Genomic DNA, 13,022 nt, shown 5'->3' with positions numbered 1-13,022 from the left:
AATTACCTGTGTGAAGAGGGGGTAAGCGCTTGTTTCGCGCATTCTATCGCATCTCGGCTGGCTTGGGAAATCATAGGGCGTCAGCCAAGAAAAAGGCCCGGACGATCCTGCCGTCCGGGCCTAAATGTTCAATGATGACGTGCGCGACTATTCGCGATTGCCAAGGAAGCTGAGCAGGAACTGGAACATGTTGATGAAGTCCAGATACAAGGTCAGTGCACCCATCACCACGGCCTTGCCGAGGAAATCCGAGCCTTGCACCATGAAGTACATGCTCTTGATCTTCTGTGTGTCATAGGCGGTCAAACCGGCAAACAACAGCACGCCGATGAAGCTGATGACCAGCGACATTGTGCTCGACTGGAAGAAGATGTTGAGCAGGCTCGCGACCAGCAGGCCGACAAGGCCCATGATCAGGAAGGTGCCGAAGCCCGACAGATCCTTTTTCGTGGTATAGCCATAAAGGCTCAGACTTGCGAAGGCCGCAGCGGTGGCGAAGAAGGTCGTGGCGATCGATTCCCGCGTATAGATCAGGAATACCGTCGCCATCGAAAGGCCCATCAACGTCGCATAGACCCAGAAGATCGTCTTGGCGGTGTTTTCCGACATGCGGTTGATGCCCATGCCGAGCCACATTACCAGACCCAGCGGGGCAAGGATGATCAGCCAGCGCAATGCGCCGCCATGCGTCAGGATATTTTGACCGATGGTGCTGTTCGCGAACAACATCGCGACAAGGCCGGTCAGCAATACGCCAGACGCCATGTAATTATAGACAGACAGCATGTAGGACCGCAGTCCCGCATGTACGGCAGCTTGGCCTCCGATACTCGTTGGCGACGCGTTGGTCGTCATTCGGGGGTCAGACCAGTTGGCCATGTCAATAACTCTCCATTCTAGTGACGGTCACATGATAGCGACCGAATGATTGCAATATCGTGTCTTTCATCATCCGTTTCAAGTGAAACCGGACACGAATGTTCCGATTTTGGGTTAAGCTCGCTGCATGATTCGCCTGTTTGTCGGACTTCGCCCGCCACGGGACTTGCGCGCGCATCTGATCGCGGGGATGGGCGGCATCGCGGGTGCGCGCTGGCAGAATGATAATCAGCTCCATTTGACCCTGCGCTTTATCGGCGAGGTCGATCACCATCTGCTGCAAGATATTGTCGCGACGCTTGGCGCTGTCAGGGCGCGACCCTTTTTATTGCACACGGACAGTCCCGGCAGTTTCGACCAGCGCCAGCGCGTGCAGTCTCTCTGGCTTGGCGTCCGCCCGGTCGGGGATGTGGCGACATTGTACAAGGGGGTTTCCCGTGCATTGGAGAATGTCGGCATCAAACCGGAGCATCGTGCTTTTCTGCCGCATGTGACGCTGGCGCGCTTTGGTCGGGGGGCGCCTGCGGCGTTTGGCCAGTCGCCGGTGCTGGCGGTGCCGGGGATGGATTGGCCAGTCGATCATTTCTGCCTGTTCGAGTCGATCCTGACGCCGGAAGGCTCGGTCTATCATGTGCTGGAACGCTTTCCTTTGCAGGGTTGAGCGGGATTGCGCCCGTTTCTGCGTGTTTGCGAAGCGATTCCGGCTTGTTTTAGCTTGGGTGTGATGTTAGGGCGCTGACCAACGTCGCAGATGTGAGTCTGTGGTGAGCCCTTTTTTATTGCCGCCCATCTGTTCCAGTCGGGATAGATGGTGTTGATAGACTGATCGGAGTTCTGGACTTTTATGCAAATCATCGTTCGCGAAAACAATGTCGACCAGGCGCTGCGCGCGCTCAAGAAGAAGCTGCAGCGTGAAGGCGTGTATCGCGAGATGAAGCTCCGTCGTCATTATGAAAAGCCGTCTGAAAAGCGCGCCCGTGAAAAGGCTGCTGCTGTTCGTCGCGCCCGCAAGCTTGACCGCAAGCGGATGGAACGTGACGGCGTTCGGTAATAGACGTCTGACCGATCAGGGTTAAAGAATTGGGGCTACCTTTGCGGGTGGCCCTTTTTCTTTGTCTGGATCAATGTTGCACTAGATGATTTTGCTGTTGCCAAAAATTGCGCTCGCCATCATGGGGGAGCATGGATTTCAACTGAAACAATGGATCAAATGCCATGTCTGAAGTGACCGCCGTTCCTCTCCAGCCGATCAAAAAGGGCTCGCTTGCCAAATTGTGGATCGGCACGGCCATTGTTGTTGCCATTGGTGCGGGCGCCGCATGGCAAATGACGGCAAAGCAGGTCGCCAAGGCGCGTCCGGCTGTCGAATTTCTCGCCGATAATGCCAAGAAATCGGGCGTCATCACGACGCCATCGGGCTTGCAATATCAGGTGGTCAAAGAAGGCAATGGCCAAAAGCCGACGACTGAGGACGTCGTTCTGGTCGAATATGATGGCAAGCTTGCCGATGGCACGAGCTTTGATTCCAGCGCCAAAAATGGCGGACCGGCGACATTGCCGGTCGGCGGCCTGATCCCCGGCTGGGTCGAAGGCTTGCAGTTGATGAGCAAGGGCAGCAGCTTCAAATTCTGGATTCCGCCTGAATTGGCCTATGGCGAAGTCGGTGCCGGCAATGGCGTGATCCCGGCGAATGCGGCGCTGGTGTTCGATGTGGCCTTGCTCGATATCGCCCCCAAGGGCTCGATGCGTGGTGGCCCTGCTGGCATGCCGGAAGGTGCGCATGGCGAGGGCATGCCCGAAGGCGCGATGCCGCATTGAGCTGCAAAGCCAATTTGACGCATGGATGAAAAGGGAGGTTTCGGCCTCCCTTTTTTGTATCTGCCTCCCTTTGAAGCTCAGCGTCCCTTGAACAACCCGCCCAACAGCCCGCGGATCAGGCTGCGTCCGACTTGCCCCGTCAATTGCCGCCCCAGCGACGATGCGGCGGAGCGGGCGGCGGAGGTTGCTATTTTCTCGACAATCCCCGGCTTGGCGGCTTCGCGTGCTGCTCTGGCTTCTGCCCGTTCGGTTTCCTTTGCCTGTCGTGCAGCCTCGCGCTCGGCAATGACACGGGCCTTGGCCTCTTCCTTGGCCTCCAATGCTGCCACTTTTGCTTCGGCCTCTTGTGCGGCGGATTCTGCTGCCGCTGCCGCTGCCTCAGCCGATTTGGCGTGGAGTAGCTCCTCGGCGGATTCCCGGTCGATCATCGCATCATAACGATCGCCAATCGCATCGGTCTGGATCATCACCCCACGTTCATCGGCGTTCAGCGGGCCAAGGCGCGAACAGGGCGGGCGGATCAACGTGCGTTCAACCGGACTGGGCGCGCCATCGGCCTGCAACAATGAGACCAAGGCTTCGCCAACCTTCAATTCGGTGATGATCGTGGCGACATCGACGCCCGGATTGGCGCGGAAGGTTTCAGCGACCATGCGGATCGCCTTTTCATCGCGCGGCGTGAAGGAGCGCAGCGCATGTTGCACCCGATTGCCAAGCTGGGCCGCCACATCTTCGGGAATGTCGATCGGGTTCTGGGTGACGAAATAAATGCCGACGCCCTTGGAACGGATCAACCGCACGACCTGTTCGATCTTGTCGAGCAAGGCCTTGGGTGCTTCATCGAACAGCAGATGGGCCTCATCGAAAAAGAAGACGAGCTTGGGTTTGTCGGGGTCGCCGATTTCCGGCAATTGTTCGAATAATTCCGACATGAGCCATAGCAAAAAGGTCGAATAGAGCTTGGGGCTGGCCATCAACCGGTCGGCGGCGAGGATGTTGATGATTCCGCGTCCGGACTCGTCACAGGCGATGAAGTCGGCAATGTTAAGGGCCGGCTCCCCAAAGAAATGATCGCCGCCCTGGCTGCGCAATTGCAATAAGGCGCGCTGGATCGTGCCGACCGATTGTTTCGAAACATTGCCGAAGCTGGTCGAAATCTCGTCCGCCCGGTCCGCAATATGGACAAGCATGGATTGCAGATCGTCAAGATCAAGCAACAACAGCCCGTCCTTGTCCGCGATGTGGAAGGCGATGGTCAGCACGCCTTCCTGCACCTCGTTGAGGTTCATCAATCGGGCCAGCAGCAACGGCCCCATTTCGGAAATGGTGGTGCGGATCGGATGGCCCTGTTCGCCGAACAAATCCCAAAACTGGACCGGATTTTCGCGATATTGCCAGTCGCTGTCGCCGATTTCGGCTGCGCGCGCCGCCAATATGTCGTGCATCTTATGTTGGGCGGAACCGGCCATCGCCATGCCGGCAAGATCGCCTTTCACATCCGATACGAACACCGGCACCCCGGCGCGGCTGAACCCTTCGGCTAGAGATTGCAGGGTGACGGTTTTGCCCGTGCCGGTCGCGCCCGCAATCAGCCCGTGGCGATTGGCGCGTTTGAGATTGAGCAACTGACGCTGCCCGCCGCCAAGGCCAATGAAAATCCCGTTTTCGTCGCCCATCGCTGCTTACTCCCGATCTGATCACCAAGTGACAAACGCTATCATATGGGCAGAGGATAGCGGGGCCGATGACGGGCGGGAAGGGCTATTCGCCCGCCGATATCGATGGGCTGCGATAATTCATGTGGCGCTGGGGCGCGGCGGCCCTTTGCCCCAGACCACGCCTTGAAGGGCCAAGGCCTGCCGTTCTTTTTCGAGTCTGCGAATATAGGTGTGGAAGCCCATTTGGGTGGCGAGCAGCAGCAGGACAAATGACTGCCATGCGATGCCGACGAACAAAGAGCCGGTCAGAATAATCAATTGGCAATGTTGCAGCGCGGTAGCGAGGGGCGCGATCCATATTTGATCGGGATCGGTGCTGCGTTTGTAACGGCGGCGGATGCGACCCATGTGCCACAGATTCATCACGTGAATAAGCAACCAGATGGCCAGCCCGGGAAAGCCCTGTTCCCCCAGCATTTCAAAATAGCTGGAATGGAATGCCCGCGCCTGATCTTTCACCTCTTTCAACTGCACCGAAGAGGTAGTGTCGTCGCCAATGACCTGTTCCGTATGATAATCGAGCTTGTTCTCGCGATAAATTTCAAAGCCGCCGCCAAGTGGATGTTTCAGCGCGTAATCCCAGGTCCATTGCCATACGGCAATGCGGGTCGATGCCGATTGGTCGGCCTTATATTCCTTGATCGTATTGAAACGATCGCTGAAGCTTGAAGGCAGAAAGATCGGGGCCATCATCGCGGCAATCATGATGGCCGCGATATAAGGCCCGCGTCTTTTCATATCCCGCAAGGTCAACATGCCCAGCATGGCAACGCATATCATGCCGGTGCGCGCCTGCGTCCCGACAGGCATCAGCAAAGATGCGAAGGTCAGTGCCGTCGCGAACATCGTCACGCGCCAGTCGCGCGGGAAGGTCTTGCCATGATGATGGAGCCACCAGATCAACGGGATAAAGGAGATGGCGCACATCGAGATGATGCTGCCTTCATATAGCCCGGTATTGTTGCTGATAATCAGGTTGAGAACGCCATAGCCGCCGCCAGACGCCAAGGTCTTGATTCCGCCGATGATGATGATGGAGGAGGCCGAGACGACCATGAACAATATCACGGCCTCGATCCGCAGGCGCGTGGTCAAGGTGAACGGCACGAAAATGGCAAAGATCATCGCCCGCCACACCCAATCCCATTTGGCCAGCGCTTGCAGATGATAATCAGCATATATCGTCGATACGCCCGCATAGCCGAGCAAAAGCAGCATCAACAACTGGCCCATGGCCAAACGGCTGTTGCGCTTGTTGTCGAACAATAGCCACGTCACCACGGTCAACAAGGCGGCAATCAGCGACAGCGGGATGCTGTTCAGCAGCAGAAAGGCCAATCTTTGCGGGCTGACGAGGTCGATATAGATATAGGTCGGCACGAACAGAAACGGGCGTCGAAAGCAGAGGCCGAACATCAGTGCCAGAAATGCGATGAAGAACAGATCACGCATCGTCGCGGTTCCACCATGCCTTGGGCGGCTTTGGGTTGTCGCTATCGACGTCATTCATGTGCATCAGCCGCCATGTGGCGAGCAGCAGCAGGCCATGGGATATAGCAAGGGCGAAATTATCGATCATCGCTGCTGTAACATCCCATTGTCTACGCTTACCTTTTTCCGTCTCTAACGAACTGAGGTTGACGCTCCGTTAAATCTTGTATGTCAGAGATAGATGCTTGGTTTTGTTGTGCAGCGTGGAAAAAGTTCAATGTCGCTTCGTATCTTGCATGTGCTCGATCACAGCCTGCCCATGTTCAGCGGCTATAGCTTTCGCACCCGTGCCATTTTGAAGGCGCAACAGGCATTGGGCTGGACCGTGGCGGGCTTGACCGGCGTACGCCATGATGGCGGCGGGCTGGCAGAAGCCGAGACGGTTGACGGCATTGATTTCTTTCGCACGACACCGCGCAAACAGTCGGGATGTCCCTTTATCGGGCCACTGTGGTCCTTGTTTGAGGTGTTGGCGCTGCGGCGGCGGACAAAGGCGCTGATCCGTGATTGGCGGCCCGATCTGGTGCATATTCATTCGCCGGTATTGAATGCATTGGGGGCAATGGCGGTGGCGCAGGCGAAGGGCCTGCCGGTGCTTTATGAAATTCGGGCGTTTTGGGAGGATGCGGCGGTCGGCAATGGCACGGGCCGGGAAGGGTCGTTGCGTTATCGCCTGACCCGCTGGCTGGAAACCCGCGCGGTGCGCAAGGCCGATGCGGTTGCGGTGATCTGCGATGGCTTGCGTCAGGATTTGCTCCGTCGGGGTATTGACGATGCACGGATCATGGTCTCCCCCAATGGGGTGGATATGGCGATGTTTGGCACAACACTCGCGCCCGACTGCGCCCTTGCACAGCAGATGGGGATCGATGGGGCGGAGGTGATCGGCTTTATCGGCTCATTTTACGATTATGAGGGGCTGGACATTTTATTGGCCGCGATGCCCGCATTGGTCGCGGCGCGGCCCGGACTTCATCTGGTGCTGGTCGGCGGCGGGCCGATGGAGGGCGCGTTGCATTTGTTGGCACAGGCCAGCCCGGTGGCGGCACATATTCATTTCATTGGCCGGGTGCCGCATGATGAGGTGGCGCGTTATTATGGGTTGATGGATGTGCTGGTATTCCCGCGCAAGGCGATGCGACTGACCGAATTGGTAACGCCGCTCAAGCCGTTGGAGGCGATGGCGCAGGGTAAATTGGTCGCCGCATCCGATGTCGGCGGCCATCGCGAACTGATCCGCGATGGCGAGACAGGGACATTATTCCCGCCCGACGATCCGCCTGCGCTGGCGACGGCGGTGGCCGACATGTTCGCGGATCGCGCCCATTGGGCGACGCGGCGTCTGGCGGCTCGTGAATTTGTCGCGCGTGAGCGTAACTGGTCGTCAAACATTTCGCGATATAAGCCGGTATATGAACGCCTGCTTGGCAGGATGTGTCGATGAGTATGCCTGTGGTGAGTAAGGATAGCGTAGCGATGTCGAACAGGGTTGAGACTGGCAATATCGGCCAGACAAACGGGCGCATGCGGCGGCGCTCTCTCTTGGCGCGGCTGGTGCCGCTGCTGGGCCTTGCGGTCGGCGCGTTGGCAGCGGTGGCAGTGTTGCGTGCGCCCGCATGGCTGATTGAGCAATTGGTGATCGAGGCGCGGCTGGGCGATTATATCCCCGCCGCCCAGCCGCCATTGGGAATGAACGCCCGGATCGCGCTGGCGTTGTGCATGGGCATCGCCGGCACGGCCTGCACCTGGCTGACGCTCAAATGGCTGTTCGTGCCGAAGAATCGGACGCAATGGCCAGTGGCGACGGCATCCACACCGATGGCGCGCGACCTGCATATTGCAGATGAACCGCCCGCCATATTGAAGGAAAAGCAGCAAGTGGGCAGTGCCGGGTTGATGGGCTTGCTGCGACGGCGTCAGCCCGCGACATCGCAAGTTGCTCCCGCTGAGGCGACTGAGGACATGCCGATCCGCAGGCGTCGCCCGATTCTCGCGGCAAGTGAACTTGGACCGCCACTCGACGATATCGATCCCCAAGCCGTTGGAGAATGGCATCCGGCGGAGGAGGTGCCGACTGCCTATGTGCAGCCTGAGTATACGCAACCGGCATATGTGCCGTCTGAATATGCACCGGTTGAGTCGCTTCCACCCGAATATGCGCCAGTTTCAGTCGGACTAGATGAATCGGTGCTGGATCTGGGACCGATGATATTGTCCCCGGCGGTTGAGCCTGCGCCCCATGCGGTTGAAATGACGATCATGGCATCGTCGGAATCGGTGGAACAGGGGGTCGAATCACAGGTTATCATCGCAACCGATGAAATGCCTGCCGCAGCCATATCATCGTTGCACCCGCGCCCGTCGCCTCACGAGAATTTCCCTATGGGGATGCGGTCAAGGGAGGCGCTGGATGCCGCAACCATGCCGTTGGATGCGTTGATCGATGGCTTGAACGGCGTTTGATGGGTGGTCGTGGGTTTACATTACCGAATATTCCTGCACCGGTAGCGGTGGATATGTCTGCGGCAATTGGTTGGCGGCAGGATAGCCCGTCTGATCGATATGCTGCGGCTTCATCTATGCGTGTCGCCGCTATGCGTTAATATTAGGCCCATCGGTACCCGGAAAACCAACGATCACGGCCAACGGTGACGGAGTCGTGCGGCCTGATCTGATGTAAGCGCCTGATATGGCGCACCGACTATGTGCAGAGGATGTGGATTTGCGGATAATTTGGTCGGGGCGACAGGATTCGAACCTGCGACCCCCACACCCCCAGTGTGATGCGCTACCAGGCTGCGCTACGCCCCGACCGGAAGGCCGCGAATAGTCGGGATGATGCCGCTTGGCAAGCCCGGCCATTGCCTATCGCGCCGATTATGTGATAGCCGCCCGAACTCGGAGATTTGAAACCCACTTGGTGGGTCGCCGCCCGATTGAGATAGAAAGCCTGATTTGATGTTCTCTACTACTGCATTTGCCCAGACCGCCGCAGGTGCCGCGCCTTCTGGCCCGGCTGCATTTTTTATGCAGGTTGCGCCGCTGCTGTTCATCTTCGTCATTTTCTGGTTTCTCGTGATCCGTCCGCAGCAGCGCCGGATGAAGGACCAGCGCGCGATGATCGATGCTGCCAAAAAGGGCGATACGGTCATTACCGGCGGTGGCCTGATCGGTCGCGTCACCAAGGTGGATGGCGATGAAGTCGAAATCGAACTGGCCGCCAATGTGCGCGTGCGGGCGATCAAATCGACGCTGGCCGATGTGCGCCCCTTGGGTGGTGCCAAGCCCGCCAACGATTGATTGCTGCCCAACGACTGAGTTGCTGAGGCCAAGGTTTTGAAGAGAGGAATGCCGCGTGCTTGATTTCCCGCGCTGGAAAGTCTGGCTGATCTGGTTGTCGATTGCACTGTGCGTGGTGTTTGCCATTCCCAGCATTGTCCCGGGTCAGTATCTCAAGGCGCTGCCCAAGAGCTTTGCCGAGACAAAGATCAATCTTGGTCTCGACCTTTCCGGGGGGAGTCACATCCTGCTTGAGGCGGATCGTGGCAGCTTCATCAAGCAACATATCGAGACGATGGAAGAAACCGTCCGCACCGAAATGCGGCGCGGTGGCGACAAGATCGAGATTGGCGATATTTCGACGGCGGGCAATCGCCTGAGCTTTTTCGTGCGCGATCCGGCCCAGATCGACGAGGCGCGTGAGCGGATTTCCAAATTCACCGCGGGCGTCGGCATGACCGGCCAGCGCGATTGGAACGTCGCGTTCGAAGATGGCAACCGCATGGTGCTGACCCCGACAGAGGCCGGGATCAATGCCGCGCTCGACAGCGCGATGGATGTCGCGCGCGAAGTCGTATCCAAACGCATCGACGAAATGGGGACCAAGGAACCGACGATCATTCGTCAGGGCCAGGACCGGATCGTCGTACAGGTGCCGGGTTTGCAAGACCCCGATGCGTTGAAATCCTTGCTCGGCAAGACCGCCAAGCTTGAATTCAAGCTGGTCGATCAAACCGCCACGCCGGAACAGGTTGCGCAGCGTCGCGCACCTGCAGGCAGCGAAATTCTGCCTTATTCGGCGGATGCCGGGCCGGGCGTTGCAGGCGGCTTTATTGCGGTGCAGCGCCGGGTGATGATTTCGGGCGATCAGTTGCTCGATGCGCAACAGGGCTATGATCAGACGTCCAACCAGCCGGTCGTCAATATCCGGTTCGACGGGGCGGGCGGGCGTCGCTTTGCCAAGGTCACGCAGGATAATGTCGGCAAGCCTTTTGCGATCATTCTCGATGGTCAGGTGCTGTCCGCGCCGAACATCAATGAACCGATCCTTGGCGGTTCGGCCCAGATTTCCGGCAGCTTTTCGGTCGAAGGCGCGAACCAGCTCGCGATTGCGCTCAGGTCGGGCAAATTGCCGATCGCGCTCAAGGTCGTGGAAGAACGCACCGTCGGTCCGGACCTTGGCGCGGATTCGATCCGCAAGGGCGCGATTGCCGGGATCGTGGCGACCATCGCGGTCGTCTTTTTCATGATGATCACCTATTTGCGGTTCGGCGTGTACACCACGCTCGCTTTGCTGGTGAACGCGTTGATGATCCTTGGGGTCATGGCGATCTTCAATGCGACGCTGACATTGCCGGGGATTGCCGGTTTCGTTCTGACCATCGGGGCGGCGGTAGATGCCAATGTGCTGATCAACGAACGCATTCGCGAAGAACAGCGCCGGGGCCGCAACATCCGTTCGTCGATCGAATTCGGCTATAAGGAAGCCAGCCGCGCCATTTTTGACGCCAACATCACCAATGTGATTTCGGCGATCATTATGTTCTGGTTCGGTACTGGCCCGATCCGTGGTTTTGCCGTGGTGCTTGCCATCGGCATCGTCACTTCGGTCTTCACCGGCGTGACCTTCACCCGTCTGCTGGTGGCAGATTGGGTGAAGCGTTCGCGTCCCAAAGAACTCGTGATTTGAGGAATATCCGGCCATGCGTCCGTTAAAACTCGTCCCGGATAACACCAATATCCCGTTTCTTTCCTATCGAAACTGGGCGATGGCCCTGTCGATCATCTTGATCATCCTTTCCATCGTCTTGTGCTTTACGCGCGGGTTGAACCTTGGCGTCGATTTCGTCGGCGGGCAGATGGTGCGGGTGTCGCTCGATCGTCCGGTGGAGATTGAAACGCTGCGCGCGGATATCGAACGCCTCAACCTTGGCGATGCCAGCATCCAGCAATTCGGCGGACCGAACGAAATCTCGATCCGTATGCCGGTGCCGCATGGCGGCGAAGATGCCGCCAACAAGGCGGCCGGACAGGTCAAACAGGTCGTGCTGAAATCCTATCCTGGCGCGCGTTTCGATGCGGTCGAAACGGTGTCGGGCAAGGTGTCGGACGAATTGTTCCGCACCGGCATGTTGGCGCTCAGCCTCGCGATGCTGGGGATTTCGCTCTATATCTGGTTCAGCTTTGAATGGCAGTTCGGGGTCGGGGCGTTGTTCGCCTTGTTCCATGACGTGGCGATCACCTTCGGCTTTTTCGCGCTGACCCAGCTCGAATTCAATCTGAACGTGGTGGCGGCGTTGCTGACCATCATCGGCTATTCATTGAACGATACGATTGTCGTCTATGACCGCGTGCGAGAAAATCTGCGGAAATTCCGCAAGATGGAGATTGTGCCGCTGCTCGATTTGACGGTCAATGAAACGCTGTCGCGCACGATGATGACCTCGCTCAGCCTGATCGTCGCGTTGTCGATCCTGTTGTTCATGGGCCCGGATGTGATCTTCGGCTTTACCGCCGCGATGTTGCTCGGGATTGTCGTTGGGACTTTCTCTTCTGCCTATGTCGCCGCGCCGATTCTGGTCTGGCTCAAGGTCGGGCCGGACAGCTTCATCCCGCCGGAAGAGCGGCGGATGGGTGGCGATGTCGATAATGCAGAGCGGATTACGCCGCGCGATTAACGAGTTGGGCGAGGTGTTGATATAGCACCTCGCTATTGCGCTGCCACGTAAAGGGCGCGGCCAAGTTTTGAGCAGCGGCGCGGTCGGGCGGTGTGTCGATCATCGCCCGAATGGCGGTCGCAATGGCCGCCGGTTCGGGCGCGACCAGATGCCCGGCTTGGCTGTCCCCCAATAATTCCCGCCCCCCGCCGACATCGGTGATGACAAGCGGTGTTCCGCAGGCCAGCGCCTCCACCCATGCATTGGCCAGTCCCTCGGACGCAGAGGGCAGGCACATCACCTCCGCCGCCGATAGCCAGCGGGCAATTTCGGTTTGAGTGATCGCGCCGGTGAATTGCACACGGTCCGCCACGCCAATGGCCGCTGCCTGTCGCCGCAAGCGATCCGCCTCCGGCCCCTTGCCGATCAGCACCAGTCGGGCATCGGGCAGATGTGTCATGGCGTCTATCACCAATGACTGGCGCTTGCGGGGGATAAGCGCGCCGATGGTGGCGATGAGCGGTCCTGTCACCCCCAAGGTCTGTTTCGCCTGCGCGCGGTCCATCGGCTGGAAAGTGGCGAGATCGACGCCGGTATAATGCAGGCGGATCTTGTCGCACTCCATTCCCAGCGTGATCATATCATCCCGCAATGCTGCCGATACCGCCAGCAAGCCATCGGCCTTAAGACCGGACTGCAAGACCTGTGGCCCGGTGTCATGGCGGTTGCCCCAATAATGAATGTCCGCGCCGCGTGCCTTGATTGAGAAGGGGATGCCCAATGCTTGCGACAACAGCATCGCCACCGGGCCATCAGGCCAGAAAAATTCGGCATCGATCACGTCGAACGGTTTTTCCCTGTGCAACTTCTCGACCAAAGGCATGATCGCACGGGCCATCAGGCCGGGGGTCAGTCGCGCACCGATGATCGGCCACAGCGGAAAGCGCGGACGGTGGACCGGGATACCCGCCCAGTGTTCAAACAGCGGCAGTTGCCGGAGCGCCGCATAAGGCCCGAATCTGTCCAAGGGGGCAAGCGGCAGGCCAAGCGGGGAAATGACCGTGAGGTCGACATCCGGGCGCTGGGCGAGGTGGCGGGTCTGGTGGCCGACAAAGACCCCGAATCCGGGGCGCACGGCATCCGGGAACAGGGTGGATAGGGTGAGTACGCGCAACATTGA

At 58.6% G+C, this 13,022-nt stretch carries 13 protein-coding genes and 1 tRNA gene; 8 read left to right on the top strand and 6 right to left on the bottom strand.

The window, feature by feature from the left end:
- Positions 1-147 precede the first annotated feature (147 nt).
- Positions 148-879, bottom strand: coding sequence for a Bax inhibitor-1/YccA family protein (locus tag K6117_RS03745; protein ID WP_221792372.1), 732 nt, complete (start codon positions 877-879; stop codon positions 148-150).
- Between the two features lie 127 nt (positions 880-1,006).
- On the opposite strand from K6117_RS03745, the gene thpR reads away from it, so the two are divergent.
- The 3 genes from thpR (at position 1,007) to K6117_RS03730 (ending at position 2,697) form a co-directional block, all read left to right on the top strand.
- Positions 1,007-1,540 (top strand): RNA 2',3'-cyclic phosphodiesterase, encoded by a 534-nt coding sequence (thpR, locus tag K6117_RS03740; protein WP_221792371.1) that lies wholly within the window; start codon positions 1,007-1,009, stop codon positions 1,538-1,540.
- 183 nt (positions 1,541-1,723) lie between these two features.
- Complete coding sequence (rpsU, locus tag K6117_RS03735; protein ID WP_221792370.1) at positions 1,724-1,930, top strand: 30S ribosomal protein S21; 207 nt, start codon at positions 1,724-1,726, stop codon at positions 1,928-1,930.
- Positions 1,931-2,094: 164 nt separating this feature from the next.
- Positions 2,095-2,697: an FKBP-type peptidyl-prolyl cis-trans isomerase gene (locus tag K6117_RS03730; RefSeq protein ID WP_221792369.1), complete on the top strand. Its 603-nt coding sequence runs from the start codon at positions 2,095-2,097 to the stop codon at positions 2,695-2,697.
- 77 nt (positions 2,698-2,774) lie between these two features.
- Here the strand turns inward: K6117_RS03730 and K6117_RS03725 are convergent, their stop codons facing one another.
- The 3 genes from K6117_RS03725 to K6117_RS14530 all read right to left on the bottom strand — a co-directional run bounded on the left by K6117_RS03725 (position 2,775) and on the right by K6117_RS14530 (position 5,994).
- Entirely contained in the window at positions 2,775-4,373 is a 1,599-nt protein-coding gene (locus tag K6117_RS03725) for a helicase HerA-like domain-containing protein (RefSeq protein WP_221792368.1), read from the bottom strand.
- A gap of 120 nt (positions 4,374-4,493) precedes the next feature.
- The gene (locus tag K6117_RS03720; protein WP_221792367.1) at positions 4,494-5,867 is read right to left on the bottom strand and encodes a putative O-glycosylation ligase, exosortase A system-associated; all 1,374 of its coding nucleotides are present in this window, start codon (positions 5,865-5,867) and stop codon (positions 4,494-4,496) included.
- Positions 5,860-5,994, bottom strand: a complete 135-nt coding sequence (locus tag K6117_RS14530; protein ID WP_281422090.1) for a hypothetical protein — start codon at positions 5,992-5,994, stop codon at positions 5,860-5,862. Before K6117_RS14530 ends, K6117_RS03720 begins: the two co-directional genes overlap by 8 nt.
- A gap of 129 nt (positions 5,995-6,123) precedes the next feature.
- Between K6117_RS14530 and K6117_RS03715 the strand changes: the two genes are divergently transcribed.
- Positions 6,124-7,350 (top strand): TIGR04063 family PEP-CTERM/XrtA system glycosyltransferase, encoded by a 1,227-nt coding sequence (locus K6117_RS03715; RefSeq protein ID WP_221792366.1) that lies wholly within the window; start codon positions 6,124-6,126, stop codon positions 7,348-7,350.
- A 32-nt stretch (positions 7,351-7,382) separates the two neighbouring features.
- The gene (locus tag K6117_RS03710; protein WP_221792365.1) at positions 7,383-8,369 is read left to right on the top strand and encodes a hypothetical protein; all 987 of its coding nucleotides are present in this window, start codon (positions 7,383-7,385) and stop codon (positions 8,367-8,369) included.
- 271 nt (positions 8,370-8,640) lie between these two features.
- Here the strand turns inward: K6117_RS03710 and K6117_RS03705 are convergent.
- Positions 8,641-8,717 (bottom strand) — tRNA-Pro (locus tag K6117_RS03705).
- A gap of 147 nt (positions 8,718-8,864) precedes the next feature.
- Between K6117_RS03705 and yajC the strand changes: the two genes are divergently transcribed.
- From yajC to secF, 3 genes are read left to right on the top strand one after another with little or no spacing between them, the layout of a single operon-like run.
- Positions 8,865-9,206, top strand: a complete 342-nt coding sequence (gene yajC, locus K6117_RS03700) for a preprotein translocase subunit YajC (protein ID WP_221792876.1) — start codon at positions 8,865-8,867, stop codon at positions 9,204-9,206.
- A gap of 55 nt (positions 9,207-9,261) precedes the next feature.
- Positions 9,262-10,875 carry a protein translocase subunit SecD gene (gene secD, locus K6117_RS03695; protein WP_221792364.1) on the top strand — a complete coding sequence of 538 codons (1,614 nt, stop codon included), beginning with the start codon at positions 9,262-9,264 and terminating at the stop codon, positions 10,873-10,875.
- A 13-nt stretch (positions 10,876-10,888) separates the two neighbouring features.
- On the top strand, positions 10,889-11,863 hold the full coding sequence (secF, locus tag K6117_RS03690; protein ID WP_221792363.1) for a protein translocase subunit SecF: 975 nt from the start codon (positions 10,889-10,891) through the stop codon (positions 11,861-11,863).
- Here the strand turns inward: secF and K6117_RS03685 are convergent.
- Entirely contained in the window at positions 11,847-13,019 is a 1,173-nt protein-coding gene (locus tag K6117_RS03685; RefSeq protein ID WP_221792362.1) for a glycosyltransferase, read from the bottom strand. The two genes, secF and K6117_RS03685, sit on opposite strands and share 17 nt — an antisense overlap.
- Positions 13,020-13,022: the final 3 nt, after the last annotated feature.

Origin of the sequence: Alteraquisediminimonas sediminicola (assembly GCF_019740335.1) — a bacterium.
GTDB lineage: Bacteria > Pseudomonadota > Alphaproteobacteria > Sphingomonadales > Sphingomonadaceae > Alteraquisediminimonas > Alteraquisediminimonas sediminicola.
Note: the sequence above shows the minus strand (reverse complement) of the source record. Positions and strands in the feature narration are given on the sequence as shown.